Raw genomic sequence first — 18,106 nt, forward strand, 5'->3', positions numbered from 1 at the left:
TCATCCCATAATATGTACTCAACAAACAATTAATTTTTTGCAAATAGTGTTTCATTCTTTGTTTGTTTCATTTAATTATTTATACGGTCATTATCCAGATGATCTTTAACAAATTTCTAGCGAAAAATTAAGTAATTTTATGGTGAAGAGCTAAACCTCGTATAAATATTTCACATTTGTCCAATTTTGTCAATTAATATATAGTGCTATCACAGAAAAAAGTAATTATATTGTATTAAAAAATCCTATTTCCTGATCAATTAATAAGGAACGATCCAATGATAAATTCTGCAATTCGCATGAAGTTTCAGGAAGATAGGCACAACTATGACACGCTGCACCATTTAGTCGATTCAATCCTTGACCTAAAGACATTCCAATTTCTGTACATACTGGATCAGAACTGCACCATTTAGCTTTTTCCAAGGCTCTATAAACAACCGAGAAAAAGTTTTTTGTTAGTCCCATCCGAACAAGTCCACCAAAAGTACCATCACTGTCTCCGGAGGAAGTATAAATAAGAACTCCGGACTGAGTTTCATGTAAATATAATCTTTCGCGAATGGAAGCCGTATTATATCCACATGTTAATGACAATTCATTGATCAGAATATGTGATAAAGTATGAAGTAAAACAAATCTAGGATTATAAATACTACTATCAATAAAATGATTGCTGTTACGATAACGTTCTAAATATTTTTTATAATATTCTCGGACACTGGGCTGTTCTTCCCAAATTTTCAGTCTTTCTGTATTCAAGGTGAAAAATATACCTTCTCCATATACTTTATATGCAGGAAGCCAGTTGTTTTCCGGAGCATCTGGATCTTTGAACAGTAATTTTCTTCCTTCTCTTATTTCAAATATATTTAGATGCTCAATATTTGTTTGAAGTCTGTTAAATCCTGTCAAAACAATAGTTTCTTTTAATTTCGTAACCCGATTCACTTTACTAAAAAAAGTTCTTATATCTGTTTCATCTATCTCATTACATTGCCATTCTTTTAGGACTTTTAAATTTTCGGAATGATCAACCTCTTCTGATAAAGTTTCAAATTCTTTTTCGCGCAGTTGATGTTCTATCCATTCCGATTGATTATTCTCCTGCTCCTGACTAATATCTCCTTGCTGAATATAGATAATTGCTCTCTCGATATCTGAATCTGTGTAATCACTAATTTCAGGTGGACATAATTTTTTTATAAATTCAATTTTTCCATTCATAGTTTCATGAGTCTCAAGCAAAGAGCTTGTTATACCTCTTTTTTCAAATAAATTAATTAGATATTCAATTTCAGCACTCCTATCACCAGGAATATGAATAGCACTGACTTTAACAGGAAAATACACATTGATAGAATTTTTTAAAACAGCAACAGGATATGCAGAACATTCATCTTTTTCTTCTAAGGAACCATACCATGGCTTTGTTCCCGGACAAGTATACTCTTTTTCATCTTCTTCATTTAGCATAACGCTTAGAGCGCTTTTATTATTTTGCTTATCTCCCTTATTTTTTATCATAATCCCTTTTAGGGAACGATCTTTTCCGCAGCTACATTCAACTTTCAGAGAGTCTAATGTTGTTCCTCCGGTTGACACTAGTTTCAGTGTTCCTTCGCAAAGAGTATTTTCATTTTTATGCACCCATTCGCGCCAAGGAAAATCTGAGATATGACCATGCTCACACACAATGACAAAAGGTACTTGAATCATTTTAGTTAATTTATTACATTCTCTGCAGTGATACCAACTTGTGCGTGATGAGAGTGGTAATTGGTATAAAGTTTTACATTTTGGACAGTAATGCCATGTTGGGAAACGCAATAAAGGTATATATACGTCAGTATTTGTTTGTTGTATCGCATTTCCTTCCCCTCTATATTGACTTCCTGATCTAAAATCAGGGGGAAGAAAAAGCTTGTTAACTTTCAATAGCGATTTTAACCTTGGTTCTTGTACTTCATATTCATGCAATGAATTTAATCGATTGCCATGTTTATCATAATACCATTTATCTAAAGCGCCTATAATTGCTGTTTCTCCTTCCGGGCTGACGACAAGAGATCCCGGACCAAATGTTGTAACTAGTTGCCCTCTTCGTAAAGGTAAATCTTTCATTTAAATAACTCCTCCCATGAACTATTCACACCATCATCTGTGTTTGAAATGTATAAATCTGTAATTAATCCTCGACACTCTGCATCAACATTTCTCATGGAATTCATCATAGGTATTGCTGAATGTTTCAGTGTTATTGGAATAGTAGATCCTGCAGGATACATAAATCCCTTTACTTTAGCGTCCACCTTCCAAGACGTATAATTGCCTTCTAATATATTTTTTAAAATTCTCTTGAACCTATCCTTTAATTCATTAACCTGTTCAGCATCTATCAATTCTGCTCTTTTTACTAATCTTTCATAGAATGGAAGTATTTTTTCTTCCAAATATCTCTCAATTCCTTTTCTGTCTGGAGTAATAGCTACATCCAATGTTAATGCCTGTCTTATAAACCCAACTATTACTGCTGGAAGTCCTCTGTCCATACAAGAATCCGAGAACGGAGTCACACTTGTTGCTTCCACTTGTGCATATAATTTTTGATGATAATCCCTAAAATGTTCAAAATGAGATTTATCCCTAGATTTTGTATTTGAATAAATTGTAAAAACTAATCCTGGCCTTTCCCACCAACGTCTCCCAACACGACCACTGACTTGGATATACTGCGCTGTTGTCTTAGGCTGTCCAATGATAGCCATAACCGAAAGGCGATCTATATCAACGCCAACTTCAATAATATTGGAAGCGAAACAAAGATCTATTGCTTTATTTTTATTATTGTCTGGATTATAACTGTATTTTAAATCATCAATAGTCTTGGAAATTTCATAACTTTGTTTTCTTGATGTCAATTCAATGAAATTATTTATATATCTGGTTTTTTCAACACTTCCTTTACGCATTTGCATTGCTCTTGAATATTGTGGAATATCTGTCTGCGCAAGAGTCAAACCGCCTCCTAACTCACGAAGAGTATTATAAAATGCTAACAATGTCCAATAAGGATCTCTTTCATCTTCCTTAATATCATTACTAGCTTGTAAAATAGAGGAAAATGTCATAACTTGTGCCATCATACTACCAACAGTCGTTGTATAAACACCTACATATTTTCTTCCAGGCATTAATTCTCCATTTTTATCTTTGGCTGGTCTTGCAAAGAAAGAATCATCGTGTTCCAAACCTGGGCTTGGAAATAGCCTGGATTTTTCACGTCCAAATAACGCTAAAACTTGTTCTTCAAAATGTTTTATTGTAGCTGTTGCCGCAATAATTTTGGGTTTAATAGTTTTTTTACCAATCTTTTTAAGGCACAGTTCTTCAATCAGAGCTTCAAATAAACCAGTCAAGGTGCCTAATGGTCCAGAAATTAGATGTAATTCATCCTGTATAATCAGTGACGGTGGAGAAATAAAATGATTTCCCTTGTTGTCTATGCCAAATAATGATCTTGCTTTTGGTTCCCAAACCAACTGAACAAATTTATCGATCGTTCCGATTAAAAATGTAGGACGTTTTTCATAAATAGTTTCATCTACTATATAAATTGGCAATTCTTTATAAAAATCACAATTTCTATCTGGACAGTGAATAACTAATTTTTGATCTTTCTCTTTATATCCAATAAAAAAACGCTTTTTATCTTTACCACCTTTAGAAAGATAGTGTCCTAAGTGAGCCCCACACCAAGGACAAGAATGTACAATAAAAGACTGATTTCCACTTTTATCTTTAGCAAGTTTTTTCAACATTTCTAAAGCTGCTCTATTTTTATTTGGAGTAGTCTTAGATCCCACCCAAATTCCAATTGAATAAGGGATATCTCCCAGTTCCGGCGCATATTTACGTCGAATATACTCCAACGCGCATATTAGACGGGATGCCCGCTGAAACTGATCCGCAGTTAAAAGACGGAGAGTATATCGCATCATAACATCTACACCAGCATCTGATGGATTTCGCAACCGTCTTAGGATCATTTGAAAAGCTGCGACTCCTAAATAGGCCTCGGTTTTCCCCCCGCCAGTAGGAAACCAAATTAAATCTACAATTTCCCGATCCATGCTTGTTTCGTCAGCTAAAGATTCAATTGACAGTAGAAAAAAAGCAATCTGAAAAGCCCTCCAAGTATTGGATGCATTTACTAGTTTTTTTTCGTCTTTAAGCACTTTTTCTATTGGTTTATCAAACTCCAATTTTATGTTCTTTTCATCCATAAGAACATAACCGTTACGTTTTTCTTTGCCATTCTCCTGCTGAAGTAAAATTGCTAAGTTTGCTAATTGAAAAGCGCGAAGAATTTGAGGATCCTCCAGCAATTTTAATCCCCTTTTCATACGTTTCAAACTTTCCCTACATAATTCCATATGTTTTTTTGCCACCGGTTGCAAAGGCGACGGAAGCGAGGTGATTTCCGTTTCCTTTCGGTTTATCCAATTTTCATAGTCCTGAATTAATGGATATAATATGTCCTTAGGATGCGTATTAGAGGATAGTCCCGCAAGATCGCTCATTTTAATTGTCAGTTTTCCGTTTTCAGTTTCAATATCCGGAGTCATGCTCATTGTTTCATATTCAGGCATAAATGTTGTTCGAATAACCTTTACTTTCTCCGCTTTCTGATCCCAATCGGTTGCACATCCATGTCCTAAAGCGTAAATATGTTCATTCCGATAAAGAAGATCCGCCGAAGCATCTTCTTCACTTAAGTTATTGTTTAATTGATAAAGCTTTGGATACGGAGAAAAGCTATAACTTCCTGGTGTTTCGATTGATAATTCCGCTTGAAACAAAGTTACTTGATCACGGTCTATACCATTTGAGTCAGATCGGTTTGTTACACTAACAGTTATAATAAAAAAGCTGTTAATTTCACGAAGACGTGCCTGAACTTGAACATTAAACTGACTCGCTTTTTCGCGCTTTGCATTAAATAAATCAACATGATAGCTTATATGCTTATAGGTATTAAGCTCCTTGGTTGAAATATAAAGTTCACCTTTGACTCCTTCTCTGAGCCACCAAGTATAGCTGTTGTTTTCTCCTCTGACTCGTACTTTGTGTGGTTTATAAGAGCCGCCTTTTATGACTACCTTCAAATTAGGGACATTTTTATCAATACAGAAAGTCATTCCAATCGAAGAAGGCATAAAATCATTTTTCTGAGGAAATAACTCTATATCTCCTTCTGACTCCGTTGCCTCGATGTCATCTTTATATTCAAACATTTTATCTAAAGCATCATCGTCATTTTCATTGTCTTTTATAATAATTTCTGTAGTTTCATCATCATTTGTCATGGTGCCTACAGGAAATAACATGCCGCTCACATATCGTTGTGAAGGAGTTTCTCTTTGGAGAATCTCTTCTTTTGTTCCTGCTACTAACCAATAGCGTGGCGTATATAATTCATTTTTCGACTCAAACACTGAATTTCCTATTGGATTAAATAATATATAATTATCTCTTATTTTCCCAGGACCTATAATTTCTTCCTTTACACTATCAATTAAATGTTGACGATTGCACAGTGAATTTTCCAATGTAATCGGCATAAAATCACATCCCTTCTTTATAAATCTCTATGATATACCTTCATTAAATTGGATTGCAGTACATCATAATGTTTTGAACGATTGATCGCAACAACCCGTTCAATGTTAAAAGAAGCTCCATTAAAATTGGAAGATTTAAATGTAATGGATCCTTTTTGCTGTAATTCTTCAAAAATATCAGGTTTAATTTCTTCCATCAGTTTTCTTGAAATGATCCTACCCGCTTCACGATGAGCTATTTGAATTTGTTTCATTGCTTGGTAAATAAGAATTACCTCATTTTCGTCAAACTTTAAAGCCTGTAATAATACAGGTAGCTCCGTCGGACAAATGGACTCTTCATTACACCAAAAACGAACAGTTTGTGGTGAAGCCGTTGTCATTTTATATCTATTTGTTAAAATTTCGCTAACACGCATGACGCCTTTTTTTGATACATTATAACGAAGTCTCTTTTTCCATTTTTTCTGCAATGCTCGGAGATATTTAGCTTCTTCCTTCAAAATCTCTTGATCTGCTACTTCAGCAATTAAACTATTATCTCTCTCATTTCTTATAATAATAAAATCATCTTCTTCCAAATCTTTTAACGTAATTTGATTAACAATAACACGATCTTTTTTTATATTGGGAGTTAGCACTCGAATTTTTGTTTCATCAGAAACGAATAAAAAACGATCATTTTCTAATAAAACAACAGTAGCTTTAACTAAATGATGTACATCATCTGATGTATTTGTATTTTGTTCTTCCAAAACTTTTTGTATAGAAGATTTTACTAAGTAATCTTCATTAAATTCTATTTTATGCGTTTTTTCTACATCTTTATGTATTTTAACATTTAAATTAATCGTACTGATAATATTCTGTTGATAAATATCAGAATTAAGAAAGGGAGATTTTAGTTTTAAATTATCCGAAAACATTTCATAGAAAACAAAGTATGTGTGATATGCTTTTAAAGTATTGACAGCAAAAGAACCAAAATAGCTAGGGCTCCCAACAAATATTACCTCATCGAATACTTTAGCACTTTTCCTGAAGCTATTTTCAGTATAATAAGTAACATTAAGAATCGAGCTGATTTTTTGATTAAGTAATTCCTTTTCTTCAGGAGATAATGATCTTTTGGTCACTAAAGCAATTTTATATGAACGAGTTTGATGTTTATTAATATGGTCACATAAAAATTCAGTCATATAATTATGTTCTGTTTCTAGTACCTCTTTAAATGACATTGCCAAAGTTTTTCCAAACTTATCGAAAAAATAAGGATAATTATTCTTTATACCCAATAATCTGTGAATAATCTCTTTTTCATTATTCTTACTAATGACATGAGAATACGGCAAAAAACTTCTACATAGAGTGAAAAAAATTCCGCTTAAATAATTGTAAATTTCTAACAATTGTGTGTCCTTATCAGCCTTTTCGATAATTTCTCTATTAAAACTGCTTAACTGTTCTGCCAGCGAAAAAAGTTCACTACATTTTACAGATTTTAAATAAATATTTTTTTCAAAATTCGTATATAATTTACATATGTCTCTTAACAATATTGTTCCCTCCATGAAAACAACTCAATACCTGCTGGAATAGAAATCCCATAGTTTTTAACATAATTAACTAATTCCTCAGTAATGATTTCTGTATTACCTAAAAGCACTCTCCGAGATATATCTGACATTGTTTCATCAATATGGTTTTCATGCTCTGATCTCCCTATAACTATTAGACTTGGATTCTTATGAAATAGTCTAATTTGTTTTCTGTAACTCAATGCGTTAGAAAATAAAACAGGTACGTTTTCATTAACTTCATGAGTATTTTTCATTCGGGACGAAAAAAACTTGCCATTAGAATAGCTGTTGTTATTTTGCAAGTTTTCCAAATACAAGAAATCACTGATGGTTCCTTTTTGTCCATTTTTAAACAAACACTTTTCTGACATCATTTCGATGAAATCCTCTTTATCTCCAACAATATAAAAATAATCTCCCGGATAAAAGGAAGCTCTGCTTAATTGTTCGCTAGAATAGATATTTTGCATAAAAGGACTGGAAATTCTTAATTGATAATTTTCACTTACTTTTCTACTTCTTTTAATCTCAGTATATTCTTCTTCTAATAAAATAATTTTTTCCATCCATTGTTGTTCAGGTATTCCCAGTTTAATATTTCCAAATTGGATGAACAATATAAATTCTCCTTCAATCACAGGACTGGGTTCCACCGATATAACGGAAGCTCTTCGGGCAAGGTCTTTATCTTGATAAATAATTCTGTTGCCTTTTTTTAAGTTCAATATCTGTTGACGAATTGACTGTAGGTTTCTTGGCTTACGAAATACTTTATCTGCTATTCCTACAGCTGCAAACAAAGCAAAATATTGTTCACTTGGCACAGAAACAACTATATGACTACTCTTATTATCTTCTATGCCTTTTTCATGCAAAAAGGCTCCTAAGGAAAAAGCAAATATAATCCATGAAGGTAATGGATGAACATTGTTTTCAAGAAAAAGTTGCAACTCTTTATGAATCATTTCCATCCCTCATCATAATTTTATATTTTGATAACTAGTTAGCATATATGGTTGAAAACGTTAAAGATAAAATTATTTACCATTGGACAACTTCAATATATTTTCCTAATAACCAAATAATTTTAGAAATAGTCTGAATCAAAATTTCTAACAGTGCTATAAAATCAAATCATAATAGTACCTTATTTTTTGCAACTGTCTGTGATTTTTAAGATGTGTATTGATGTATTCTTTTTCTGTTTTTCCACGCATTCAATATAGTACAAAACACCTATAAAATATCATATCGAAATTACAAGAAAAATGTTGTCGAATTATGTCAAAAAACATCCATGAATAAATTTTACTCCCCACCCAGGCATGAAAATCCATCTCTCCTTCCATAATGGAGGATGAACGCAAACAGTTTGGAAAGACGTGCTTTTTAATGGTGGTTCGACCCTGTGCAAAAAACTGTTTGAGTCCATTTGGTGTTCCACCCATTGTGAGCCCTTTTCATGTGAAAAGGTGACTACGAACAGAAAAATGCCTAACGTACAAGTGGACTCACTGTTTGCGAATTTATCAATGGAAGGAGTAAGAATCATGGATGTTCTTTATCATCGTTGTGCGGGATTAGATGTCCATACCGAAACCATTGTCGTTTGTGCCCTTCTTGGAGAAGAAGATCACATTCAAAAGGAAATCGAAACATTCCCTACTTTCACGAAAGATTTGTTTCGTCTTCTGAAATGGTTAGAAGATCGTGGGATCACTCATATTGCGATGGAAAGTACCGGTGTTTACTGGAAACCCGTGTTCAACATTTTGGAAGACTATTTTGACATTACTCTCGCTAATGCCCAGCGCATCAAAAATGTTCCCGGTCGAAAGACAGATGTCTCCGATGCCGAATGGATCGCCAAATTATTGCGTTATGGGCTGATCGAGAAGAGTTTCGTTCCGCCTGCGGACATTCGGGAATTGCGAGATTTGACCCGTTTACGGAAAAAGTGGATTGGGCAATTGACCGCTGAGAAAAATCGGATACAAAAAGTGTTAGAGTGTTCGAATATCAAGTTAAGTTCTGTCATTTCGGACATATTTGGTGTATCTGGGCGAAAACTACTTGAACGCCTAATGAAACAAGGATATATCGAAGAGCCAGGGATTGATGCCTGCATTCATGGGAGAATGAAAGGAAAAAGACAACAAATTCAAGATTCTCTCTTTGGAACATTGACCGAGCATCAGTTGTTTATGATTCGCCAATCTTGGAAGCATATCGAATCGTTGGAAAGCTTACTTCGAGAAATCGAAGAGCGAATCGACCAACTCTTACAAGCCTACAAACAAGAGATGGAGCTTCTTGTGACCATACCGGGAGTCAAAAAAGAAACCGCTGCCGTGATCATCGCTGAAATCGGGGTCGATATAGGACAGTTCCCAACTTCGCAACACCTCGCTTCATGGGCTGGAGTGGCTCCAGGGAATCATGAAAGTGCAGGGAAACGGAAAAGTACCCGAACGACGAAGGGAAATCCCCATATCAAATCCGCGTTATGTGAGGCGGCGTGGGCGTTATCTCGATGCAGGAATCAACGATTGGCAGCGAAATATTGGCCACTGGCGGCACGCAGGGGAAAGAAAAAAGCACTCGTTGCGATGGCGCACCGAATGCTTACAATCATTTACTGCATGCTTTCTCGAAAAGAACCGTTTCGAGAACAGCCAACCTATTAGTATAACCAAAAAGACGAAGAACTATACGAGATACCTAAAAATAAGGTAGCTCTGCTTTCTTATTGCCGTTTTTGGTCATTAACAGGGTATCCAATTTGATCGTGGGGTATACCGATTCGACCATGTTTCATTGATTTTCATAGAAAAAAAAGAAACAGAAGCACTGCTCGGCTTCTGTTTACATTGTCTTTTATATCTTGCTTTTTCTCTCAAAATACACATGCAACCGATACTCGCAAATCTCTTTCGTCCATTGATACAAAATCTCTTCATCTTCTTTTGCAATAGAAAAATGAAGAGAAAAGATGCCGTTTTCAAAGGAAAGGAGACCGTTCGAGCTTCCGCTCCATTTCGTCATCGGCATTTCAGCAATCAGTTTGCTTACTTTTTCTTCATCATAAATCCATAGTTGTTTTGTTTTCTTATCTGAAAAGTCGATTCGTTTCCGATATTCTTTTTCCATTAAATATTGATGAAAAAACGGCGCTGCTTCTTTTGGCGTAATCGGCAAGTGCCACCTTGAAGGGCCGCGGTTTAACATTGCGAGCAACACGACCATTTTATAGCTCTTAGCCATAGGTGTTCGCTCAGCCTCGACTAGCCACGATTCGTACTTTAAGAAAACTTCCTTCTCTTTTTCCGATAATTCGTCCGCCCAGTATAAAAAGCCCACATATGATTTAAATTCGGACTTGTATTCTATCGCATCGCTTCTTCCACGCAAATGAAGCTGCAAATACGTAGGACGATAACCTAATTCCTGTTTCAGCTGCTTATAGTCCCACAGCAGCTTTTCCTTGCGCGGCTGGCGCTTTTTTCTCATCTCTTCTAATAAGTTAATAGCCTGTATATCTAAATGAAGCGAGCAATTGTCGGGAACGGTCGGTATCACCTTTTCTCTTTTTCCATTTTTATCAGCATTGCGCTCTGTATCAAACAATTTCAGCTTCACATCTGCATTGCGATAGTTTCCGATTAAATCGATAATGACGCAATAATCCTTTCCTTCATACAACCGAAGTCCGCGGCCCACTTGCTGGGTAAACACGGTAAGCGACTCCGTCGGCCGGACAAACAGCAACGTATCCACCGATGGAATATCGACGCCTTCATTAAATAAGTCCACCGTGAAAATGGCGTCTAATTCTCCTTTTTCCAGCATTGCAATTGCCTTACCACGCGGAGTGTCTGTCTGTTTAGAGTGAAGGCTGACCGTTCGATAGTTTCGTTTCCGAAAATATTCCGATAAAAAGTCGGCTTGCTTGATCGATGAACAAAATACGAGCGTTCTTGTTTTCTTATATTTCTCCCATGCCTTTAAAATCTTGTCTGCCATTTCTTCCCTTAGCTGCACTTGAAGCAGTTCTGCCTCATCATAGCGGTTGCCGAGCCATTTGATCTTGGAATAATCCGTATCATCGTAGACCCCGTAATAACGGAATGGGGCAAGCCATCCGCGTTGAACCGCTTCAATAAAATCAATTTTGTACGCCACGTTGCCATCGCAAATGGCATATACATCTTTATTATCGTTGCGATCTGGCGTTGCCGTAATCCCAAGTAAAAATTTTGGCTGAAAATAATTCAGTACTCGCTGATACGAACGAGCGGCAGCATGATGAAATTCGTCAATCACAATCAAGTCAAAGGCATCTTTGGCGAATGCTTCTAAATGTTTTTTCATGCTTAACGTAAAAATCGAAGCAAAGATTATATCAGCTTTTTTTTCTTTCACGTTTCCGTCATAAATGCCAAACGTTTTGTTAGGCATGACGCGTTGAAACGATTTTTTCGCCTGACGAAGAATTTCTTCACGATGTGCGATAAACAGCGCTTTTTGAAAATTGCGGGCAAAAAATGCGGCTAAATACGTTTTCCCAAGTCCTGTCGCCATGACAACCATCGCCTTGTCGTAGCCTTCTTCGTAAGCCGCTTCCAGCCGCTCGAGCGCTTCCACTTGGGCAAAGCGCGGCTGAATCGTTTCGTATGTGACCGTTGCTGGATCGTAAATTACGTCATGATCACGTTCATTGATTTCCGTCTCCGCTTTATCCACTGGAAGCATTAATTCAACTTCTTCCGATTCCGCCCACGTTCGCGCAAGATTCGGATGCCGTTGGTGATAGTCATGATACTGCTTTTCATAGTCCTTTAACGTCTCTTCGTTCACTTGTACTGTTTCATCAGCGTAAAACAGCTTCAAAAACTCTTCCATTGACTCTGCAAATACGTTTTCATCGACAGTTTTATCCAACCCGATGTTCCATTCGATTCCCTCTGTCAGCGCCGATTTCGATAAGTTGGATGAGCCGACAATAAAATAGCCGCTCGTTGTATTTTCAAATAAATATGCTTTTGGGTGAAAAGATACTCCCCTGCTTCGCCATAAGCGTACTTCGATGTCCGGATGAATAGAGATCAGCTCACGAAGCGCTTCCGGCTGGGTGACAAAGAGATAATCGCCAGCGCAAATTTTAATATCCGCCCCTCGTTCCGCTGCTTTTTTCAATGTTTCTTTCAGCAGGCGGACACCCGATTTCATCACGAACGAGGTCAATATGTATATGGTTGACGATGTTTCGATATGTTCCTGTATCTTTTCGATAAGATTGCGTTGAATTAATTCGACCTTACTCATCGTGTACCTCGACTAAAAAGATTTTTTCTTTAAATCCTCCCCGCTTCTCTGCTTTTTCCGCTCGAATTTGTTCAACGCGTTCGATCGACGATCCGTGGCATTCAGCAAGAGCATGAATAATTTCCAACACATCTGCCAATTCTTCTAGCGCTTTTTCATCGTCACCTGCATTCATATACTCTTCTAATTCTTCAAATGCTTTTTTTCGCAGCTCTTTGCGATATTCGTCATCTTCCAATATTCTCGTTGTAAATGTCTTTCCCGCTTGTTCAATAATTTGCGGAATTTTATCACGGACAAGTTTGTTGTATACTGGCATTCTATCCTCTCCTATTTTTTATTTTTTCTCTTTACAATTCTACAAGATTTTTCCCTTGTTTGAAATGTGCACTTTTTGCTCTTTATCGAAAATGAACGATCGTACTTCAGAAATCATGATGGCTTGGAAAAGTTTCGCTTTATTCCCAATGTCATTAGTTGACGATTTCCACTCTATCCGACTCCCGAACAAGATAGCCCCACATGGGCTGGGAGATTGGATGACATCACCGCCAATCTAGAAAATGCACCATTCAAGTTCTCCTTTTCAACTCTAACACCAAAACAGCAACATTTGTCAACGTAAGTAAATAGGAAAGCGAATGCTGGAGAAAAAATGGGATGAATCGTTCATAAATGGTATCTATGGTTCATCAACACGTCTCATTGAGCACTTTGGACAACGCGGTATCCATGAATGAAAAAATTCGCATCCAAACCGAAACATTATATACATACTGTACACGCTCATCAGGAAATATAAGTAACACACGATGATTATTTCCACTGAAAGAAAACGGAAGGGGATACGATGAGAAATGTTGCCGCTTTATTTTCATTACTGATGCCTGGATTTGGGCAAATATATAATGGTCAATTCATGAAAGGTGTCTTCTTTATAATTATGGAACACTTTGATAATGCATTCGGACATATAAACGAAGCCATTCACCTTGATTTTAACGGATTGCACCAACAGGCTGTAGAGGCGGCCAATTTTGACTATTTGTTATTTTACCCTGGATTTTATGTTTATTGCGTATGGGACGCATGGTATCACGCAAAACCAAATGCGGACAAGACAAAAACCGCCATTCCTTTTATTATAGGCGGTTTTCTGGGAGGGATGGGTGCAATATTCGCAAACCGGCTGCCGATACCTACTCTAACCGTCGCAATGTTAATGATCATTCCGATGATTTGCGGCATGATCGTATTTAGAGATCAATAAGCGCATCTTTTGTCTATTTGAGCCACGAGTTAGTGAAACAACCAAATCAGTGCTTAAGCGGCATTTTCATGTATTCAGAAATATTCCATTTTTCTCTTGGCCATACTAAACGATATGCAAATCAATCATAGGAGATGGATGAATCCATGGACAGAATCCTTTTGTGGGCATTGCTGGTTATTGGCATTATCTTATTTTGTTTTAGTCTGAGAAAACCGCTAATCAAAGACACGCTTTTAGTGTTCTTATTGAAAGCCTATTTTTCCTCATTTTTTGGCGTTATTGTTGCAGAAGAAAAATTGATTGAATACCCTGTAAGGTTTTTGGGCCAATATTTCAAAACGAGCCTTCTTTTTGAATACTTTCTGTATCCGATCATGTGTGTGTATTTTTACCAAACCTCTTATCATTCCCGCCTTCTGGGCATTATCGTGCAATGCACATTATATACCGCTGCTTTAACGATCATTGAGGTTCTTTGTGAAAAATATACAGATTTAATTAACTATCATACATGGACATGGATGAATTCGTTTATAACCATCTTTATCCTATCGTTTTTCGTGCGCATGATTATGGAGCTAATCAACAAAAGGGAGCAATCAACAGGATAATGTGCATGAGATCATGTCTGATAGGAACTGCATACATGCCGCTACTTTCTAAAAAAGAAGTCTAATTTTCTGCCGCTGCTTCTATATATGTAGTAATAGATGATAAAAGGAGGCAGCAGATCATGATACTGTACGATGTGAAAAACAAGCTATTCTACAAAGTCATCAATTCAGGCCGACCAAAAATGACAAATTTCCCTCAAAAAAGGGCATGGGGCTACGTCTGGAAAACAGTGAACGGAGAACGGGTTAAGTTTTGGTTTGACTTTGCAAAAGGGCGGTATATGTATTTTCAATACGGACAAAAGTGGTATCGCGTACGATATTTGCAGTCGAATGATAAAAAGACAAATGAAGATATTTTCAATGGGGTGCTGATTGATTTAAGCATCGATGGGCAGGAGTTGAAACTATTGAAAGGCAATGCCGAAAAATATGAGAAGCAAGCAATATGACGTCAGTTGCAATAATAAGATGGCAAAGAGGGACGGAGACCTCCTCGCCACCTTCCTTTTTCACCCTATGCCCACCACATGTTTGGCAATTCCTCTTTGAAAAGCAGCTTTTTTAGGAAATCAATCGCCTTCGATAAAAACTTTTGCCAACGAAGCGCTAAATAATTGGATCATCGACAGGCATAAGCGGCGGCTGGTGAGAGGCAGTGTCGAAAAGTGCAAAAAGCAGGCAATATAAATCCTGGATCACGACATGATCCAGGATCGTTTTGTTACACTTCGACCGTTTTCCCTTCTTCGACGATATGGTAAAGAAGATGGGCTAAATGGTGAATCGAACCGTACTCCTCTTCTTCGTCGATTTCCTCATCTCCGAATTCAAGATCGTTTAAGTAAAGCGCGACGAATTCATAGAAATCTTTCAGCTCAAATCCGTAGCATGCACTTGGATCTTCGTTGTCCTCCTCATATTGCAGGACAAGATACGAAACGTTTCCCTCTGCGTCCTCGGCGTCAAAAAAGACGAAATAGCCGATGTTCGTATCCAAGTCAAATAAATGTCTTGTCCCGCCTTCGGTGGCTTTGTCGAAATCTTGTTGGTTTAGTTTTTGCACTTTCATCGCTTCTACTTCATCTTCCCGGTGAAATTGAACCGTAAAGGTTTGCATGCGTCGTTTCCTCCTTGTTTTTAGAAAATGCTTAACGAATACGTTTTCGAAAGCAGTTCTAACAGTTTCATGCCGGTGATGCTGTTGCCTTTTTCGTCCAATGCCGGACCGAAAATGCCGATGCCGCACCGCCCTGGCACGGCGGCAAGGATGCCGCCCGAGACTCCGCTTTTTGCCGGAATGCCGATTTTAATCGCAAATTCGCCGGAGGCGTTGTACATGCCGCACGTGACCATAAACGTCTTGCAAATGCGGGCGACATCGAGCGGCATTATTTGCTCCCCGGTAAACGGATCACGTCCATCCATTGCGAACACAAGGCCGATGCGCGCTAGGTCGTCGCACGTCATTTCGATCGCGCATTGTTTCGTGTAAAGGTCCATCAGCTCTTCGACATCTTCATTGATAATACCATGCTGCTTGAGAAAATAACAGAGCGAGCGGTTTAAAAACGCCGTTTCAAATTCGGACTGGGCTACTTCTTCCGAATACGTGATGGTCGGATTTCCTGCAAGTTTCCGGACAAACTGCAAAAGCCGCTCGAACCGCTCGGTCACCGAAGCTCCAGCAATCATATGCGTCACCGCGAGCGCACCTGCGTTGATCATTGGGTTGAGCGGCTTTGCCGGCTGCACTTCCTCCAGTTTGGCAATGGAATTAAACGGATCTCCCGTCGGCTCCATGCCTACCTTTCGAAACACTTCTTGTTCCCCTCGGTCCATTAGGACAAGCGCCAACGCGATAATTTTCGAGATGCTTTGCAGCGTCACTTTATGGGTCGTATCCCCCGCGTCGATGACATTGCCGTCGGGCATGTAAATAGCGATTGACAAATCGTTTGGATTCGCCTTGCCAAGGGCGGGAATATAATCAGCGACTTTTCCATAACGCGCATACTGTTTTGCTTGTTTGACAAATTGTTCTAATTCCGATTTTGTGTACATTCGCCATCACCTGTTGTTAGTATGGCCAGCAACATGTTCAATATGTAAAAAACCGCCAAACATTGTCTGTTTAGCGGTTTGATTGACGATTGTTTTGGACTTTCATGTCTGGTCTTTTTCCGAAATCATAAATCATTTTATGAATGACATCATGGATGAGCAACATTTTCTCACGCTCCTCTGTCTTGTTTGCATTGATTATAGAAAATCAAACAACATGCGACATCGGAGCGCGGGTGTAACTTTGCTCGACTATTCGTATGACTATCCTATCGGTCCAAAGTTGTAAAATTTCATCATGAAGCTATCAATCCCATTTCTCTTCCTACTTCCGCAATCCGCTCCAGCGCCCAATCTAATTCTTCCTTCGTTAAAGAAGAAGAAAGAGAGAAGCGGATGCGGGACGTGCCTTCGGGAACGGTTGGCGGCCGGATCGCTACCGCGGCGATTCCGTGTTCCTGAAGCCGCTCGCTCATTTGAACCGTTTGTTCGTTTGAACCGATGATGATCGGAACGATGTGTGTCGTGCTTTTTCCGATATCAAATCCTAGCTTTTGAAGCTCATCGCGGAAATAATGGCTATGAACTTGCAACGTTTGCCTTCTTGCATGTTCTTGTTGAACAATCTCAATCGATTTTTCAATTGCGCCAAGAACAGCTGGAGGTAAAGCGGTCGTAAAAATAAAGCTGCGCATTGTATTCATCAAGTAATCAATGAGCCACTGTTCTCCCGTGACATAAGCTCCAAAACATCCTAACGCCTTGCTGAAGGTGCCCATCTGGATGTCGACCTCGTCTTGCAAATGAAAATGGTGAACAAGACCTTCTCCTCTTTTTCCATAAATGCCGCTGCTATGCGCTTCATCAACCATTAAGATAGCGTTATAACGTTTCTTCAGCGTCACTAATCCTTCCAACTGCGCTATATCCCCATCCATGCTGAAAATCGAATCGGTGACAATCAACTTTCGCTTATGCGGAGATGCTTGTTTCAACAATGACTCCAAATGATCCAAATCGTTATGGCGATAACGATATCGTTCTGCCTTGCTTAATCTGATTCCATCAATAATGCTCGCGTGATTGAGCCAGTCGCTAAACACAATATCATCGCGGCCGATCAGAGACGCAATGATTCCGAGATTAGCTGTATACCCGCTATTGAAAATAAGCGCTGCCTCCGCCTTCTTCCATTTTTTTAACGCTTCTTCGGCTCTCGTATATAGTTCATAATTGCCGACAATAAGACGCGAAGCAGTGGCTCCCGCTCCGTATGTACGCATTGCTTGGCAACCTGCTTTGATTAATCGTTCATCATTCGCCAGCCCTAGATAATTGTTTGATGCTAAATTTAACATCTTCCTACCATTCATGACAATCCATGCGCCATCCGAAGAGGATACATTCTTCAACATGCGCTTTTGTGTTTTTTGTTCTAATTGATGAAGTACGGATTGAATATGATTTTTCATCCTCATCCCCCGATTGTTAACCAAAATATTTTTGTTGTTTACATTATAACTACATGTCTTGAATCTACACAATACTTCAAACTATTTTTCCCTCAGAAAATCAAAATCGCCTAGTGAATAATTTTTCTTTTTCTGACTGTTTATTTAGCACAAT

At 37.9% G+C, this 18,106-nt stretch carries 13 protein-coding genes; 4 read left to right on the top strand and 9 right to left on the bottom strand.

Annotated elements, in window-relative coordinates; translation table 11 throughout:
• Window positions 1-225: 225 nt before the first annotated feature.
• From drmB to GCA01S_RS16020, 4 genes are read right to left on the bottom strand one after another with little or no spacing between them, the layout of a single operon-like run.
• On the bottom strand, window positions 226-2,124 hold the full coding sequence (gene drmB / locus GCA01S_RS16005) for a DUF1998 domain-containing protein (RefSeq protein ID WP_042411391.1): 1,899 nt from the start codon (window positions 2,122-2,124) through the stop codon (window positions 226-228).
• Window positions 2,121-5,624: a helicase-related protein gene (locus GCA01S_RS16010; RefSeq protein ID WP_042411394.1), complete on the bottom strand. Its 3,504-nt coding sequence runs from the start codon at window positions 5,622-5,624 to the stop codon at window positions 2,121-2,123. Before GCA01S_RS16010 ends, drmB begins: the two co-directional genes overlap by 4 nt.
• A gap of 17 nt (window positions 5,625-5,641) precedes the next feature.
• Window positions 5,642-7,180: a DISARM anti-phage system protein DrmE domain-containing protein gene (locus GCA01S_RS16015; RefSeq protein WP_052510053.1), complete on the bottom strand. Its 1,539-nt coding sequence runs from the start codon at window positions 7,178-7,180 to the stop codon at window positions 5,642-5,644.
• Window positions 7,174-8,169, bottom strand: coding sequence for a hypothetical protein (locus GCA01S_RS16020; RefSeq protein ID WP_042411399.1), 996 nt, complete (start codon window positions 8,167-8,169; stop codon window positions 7,174-7,176). Before GCA01S_RS16020 ends, GCA01S_RS16015 begins: the two co-directional genes overlap by 7 nt.
• A 585-nt stretch (window positions 8,170-8,754) precedes the next feature.
• Here GCA01S_RS16020 and GCA01S_RS16025 point away from each other — a divergent pair.
• Complete coding sequence (locus tag GCA01S_RS16025) at window positions 8,755-9,891, top strand: IS110 family RNA-guided transposase (RefSeq protein ID WP_042411401.1); 1,137 nt, start codon at window positions 8,755-8,757, stop codon at window positions 9,889-9,891.
• A gap of 190 nt (window positions 9,892-10,081) precedes the next feature.
• On the opposite strand, the gene GCA01S_RS16030 is transcribed toward GCA01S_RS16025, so the two are convergent.
• Together GCA01S_RS16030 and GCA01S_RS16035 are read right to left on the bottom strand one after the other, a co-directional pair.
• Window positions 10,082-12,529, bottom strand: coding sequence for a DEAD/DEAH box helicase family protein (locus GCA01S_RS16030; protein ID WP_042411403.1), 2,448 nt, complete (start codon window positions 12,527-12,529; stop codon window positions 10,082-10,084).
• Window positions 12,522-12,848: a nucleoside triphosphate pyrophosphohydrolase gene (locus GCA01S_RS16035; RefSeq protein WP_042411406.1), complete on the bottom strand. Its 327-nt coding sequence runs from the start codon at window positions 12,846-12,848 to the stop codon at window positions 12,522-12,524. The genes GCA01S_RS16030 and GCA01S_RS16035 overlap by 8 nt, the downstream gene beginning before the upstream one ends.
• A gap of 531 nt (window positions 12,849-13,379) precedes the next feature.
• On the opposite strand from GCA01S_RS16035, the gene GCA01S_RS16040 reads away from it, so the two are divergent.
• From GCA01S_RS16040 to GCA01S_RS16050, 3 genes are all read left to right on the top strand, one after another.
• Window positions 13,380-13,799 (top strand): hypothetical protein, encoded by a 420-nt coding sequence (locus GCA01S_RS16040; protein ID WP_042411408.1) that lies wholly within the window; start codon window positions 13,380-13,382, stop codon window positions 13,797-13,799.
• A 146-nt stretch (window positions 13,800-13,945) separates the two neighbouring features.
• Window positions 13,946-14,413: a CBO0543 family protein gene (locus GCA01S_RS16045; protein WP_042411410.1), complete on the top strand. Its 468-nt coding sequence runs from the start codon at window positions 13,946-13,948 to the stop codon at window positions 14,411-14,413.
• Window positions 14,414-14,535: 122 nt separating this feature from the next.
• Window positions 14,536-14,868, top strand: a complete 333-nt coding sequence (locus GCA01S_RS16050) for a hypothetical protein (protein WP_042411413.1) — start codon at window positions 14,536-14,538, stop codon at window positions 14,866-14,868.
• 272 nt (window positions 14,869-15,140) lie between these two features.
• Here the strand turns inward: GCA01S_RS16050 and GCA01S_RS16055 are convergent, their stop codons facing one another.
• The 3 genes from GCA01S_RS16055 to bioF form a co-directional block, all read right to left on the bottom strand.
• Entirely contained in the window at window positions 15,141-15,536 is a 396-nt protein-coding gene (locus GCA01S_RS16055; RefSeq protein WP_042411416.1) for a hypothetical protein, read from the bottom strand.
• A 20-nt stretch (window positions 15,537-15,556) separates the two neighbouring features.
• The gene (glsA, locus tag GCA01S_RS16060) at window positions 15,557-16,480 is read right to left on the bottom strand and encodes a glutaminase A (protein ID WP_042411419.1); all 924 of its coding nucleotides are present in this window, start codon (window positions 16,478-16,480) and stop codon (window positions 15,557-15,559) included.
• Window positions 16,481-16,776: 296 nt separating this feature from the next.
• Window positions 16,777-17,952, bottom strand: a complete 1,176-nt coding sequence (gene bioF / locus GCA01S_RS16065; protein WP_042411422.1) for an 8-amino-7-oxononanoate synthase — start codon at window positions 17,950-17,952, stop codon at window positions 16,777-16,779.
• Window positions 17,953-18,106: the final 154 nt, after the last annotated feature.

Source organism: Parageobacillus caldoxylosilyticus NBRC 107762 (assembly GCF_000632715.1).
GTDB lineage: Bacteria > Bacillota > Bacilli > Bacillales > Anoxybacillaceae > Saccharococcus > Saccharococcus caldoxylosilyticus.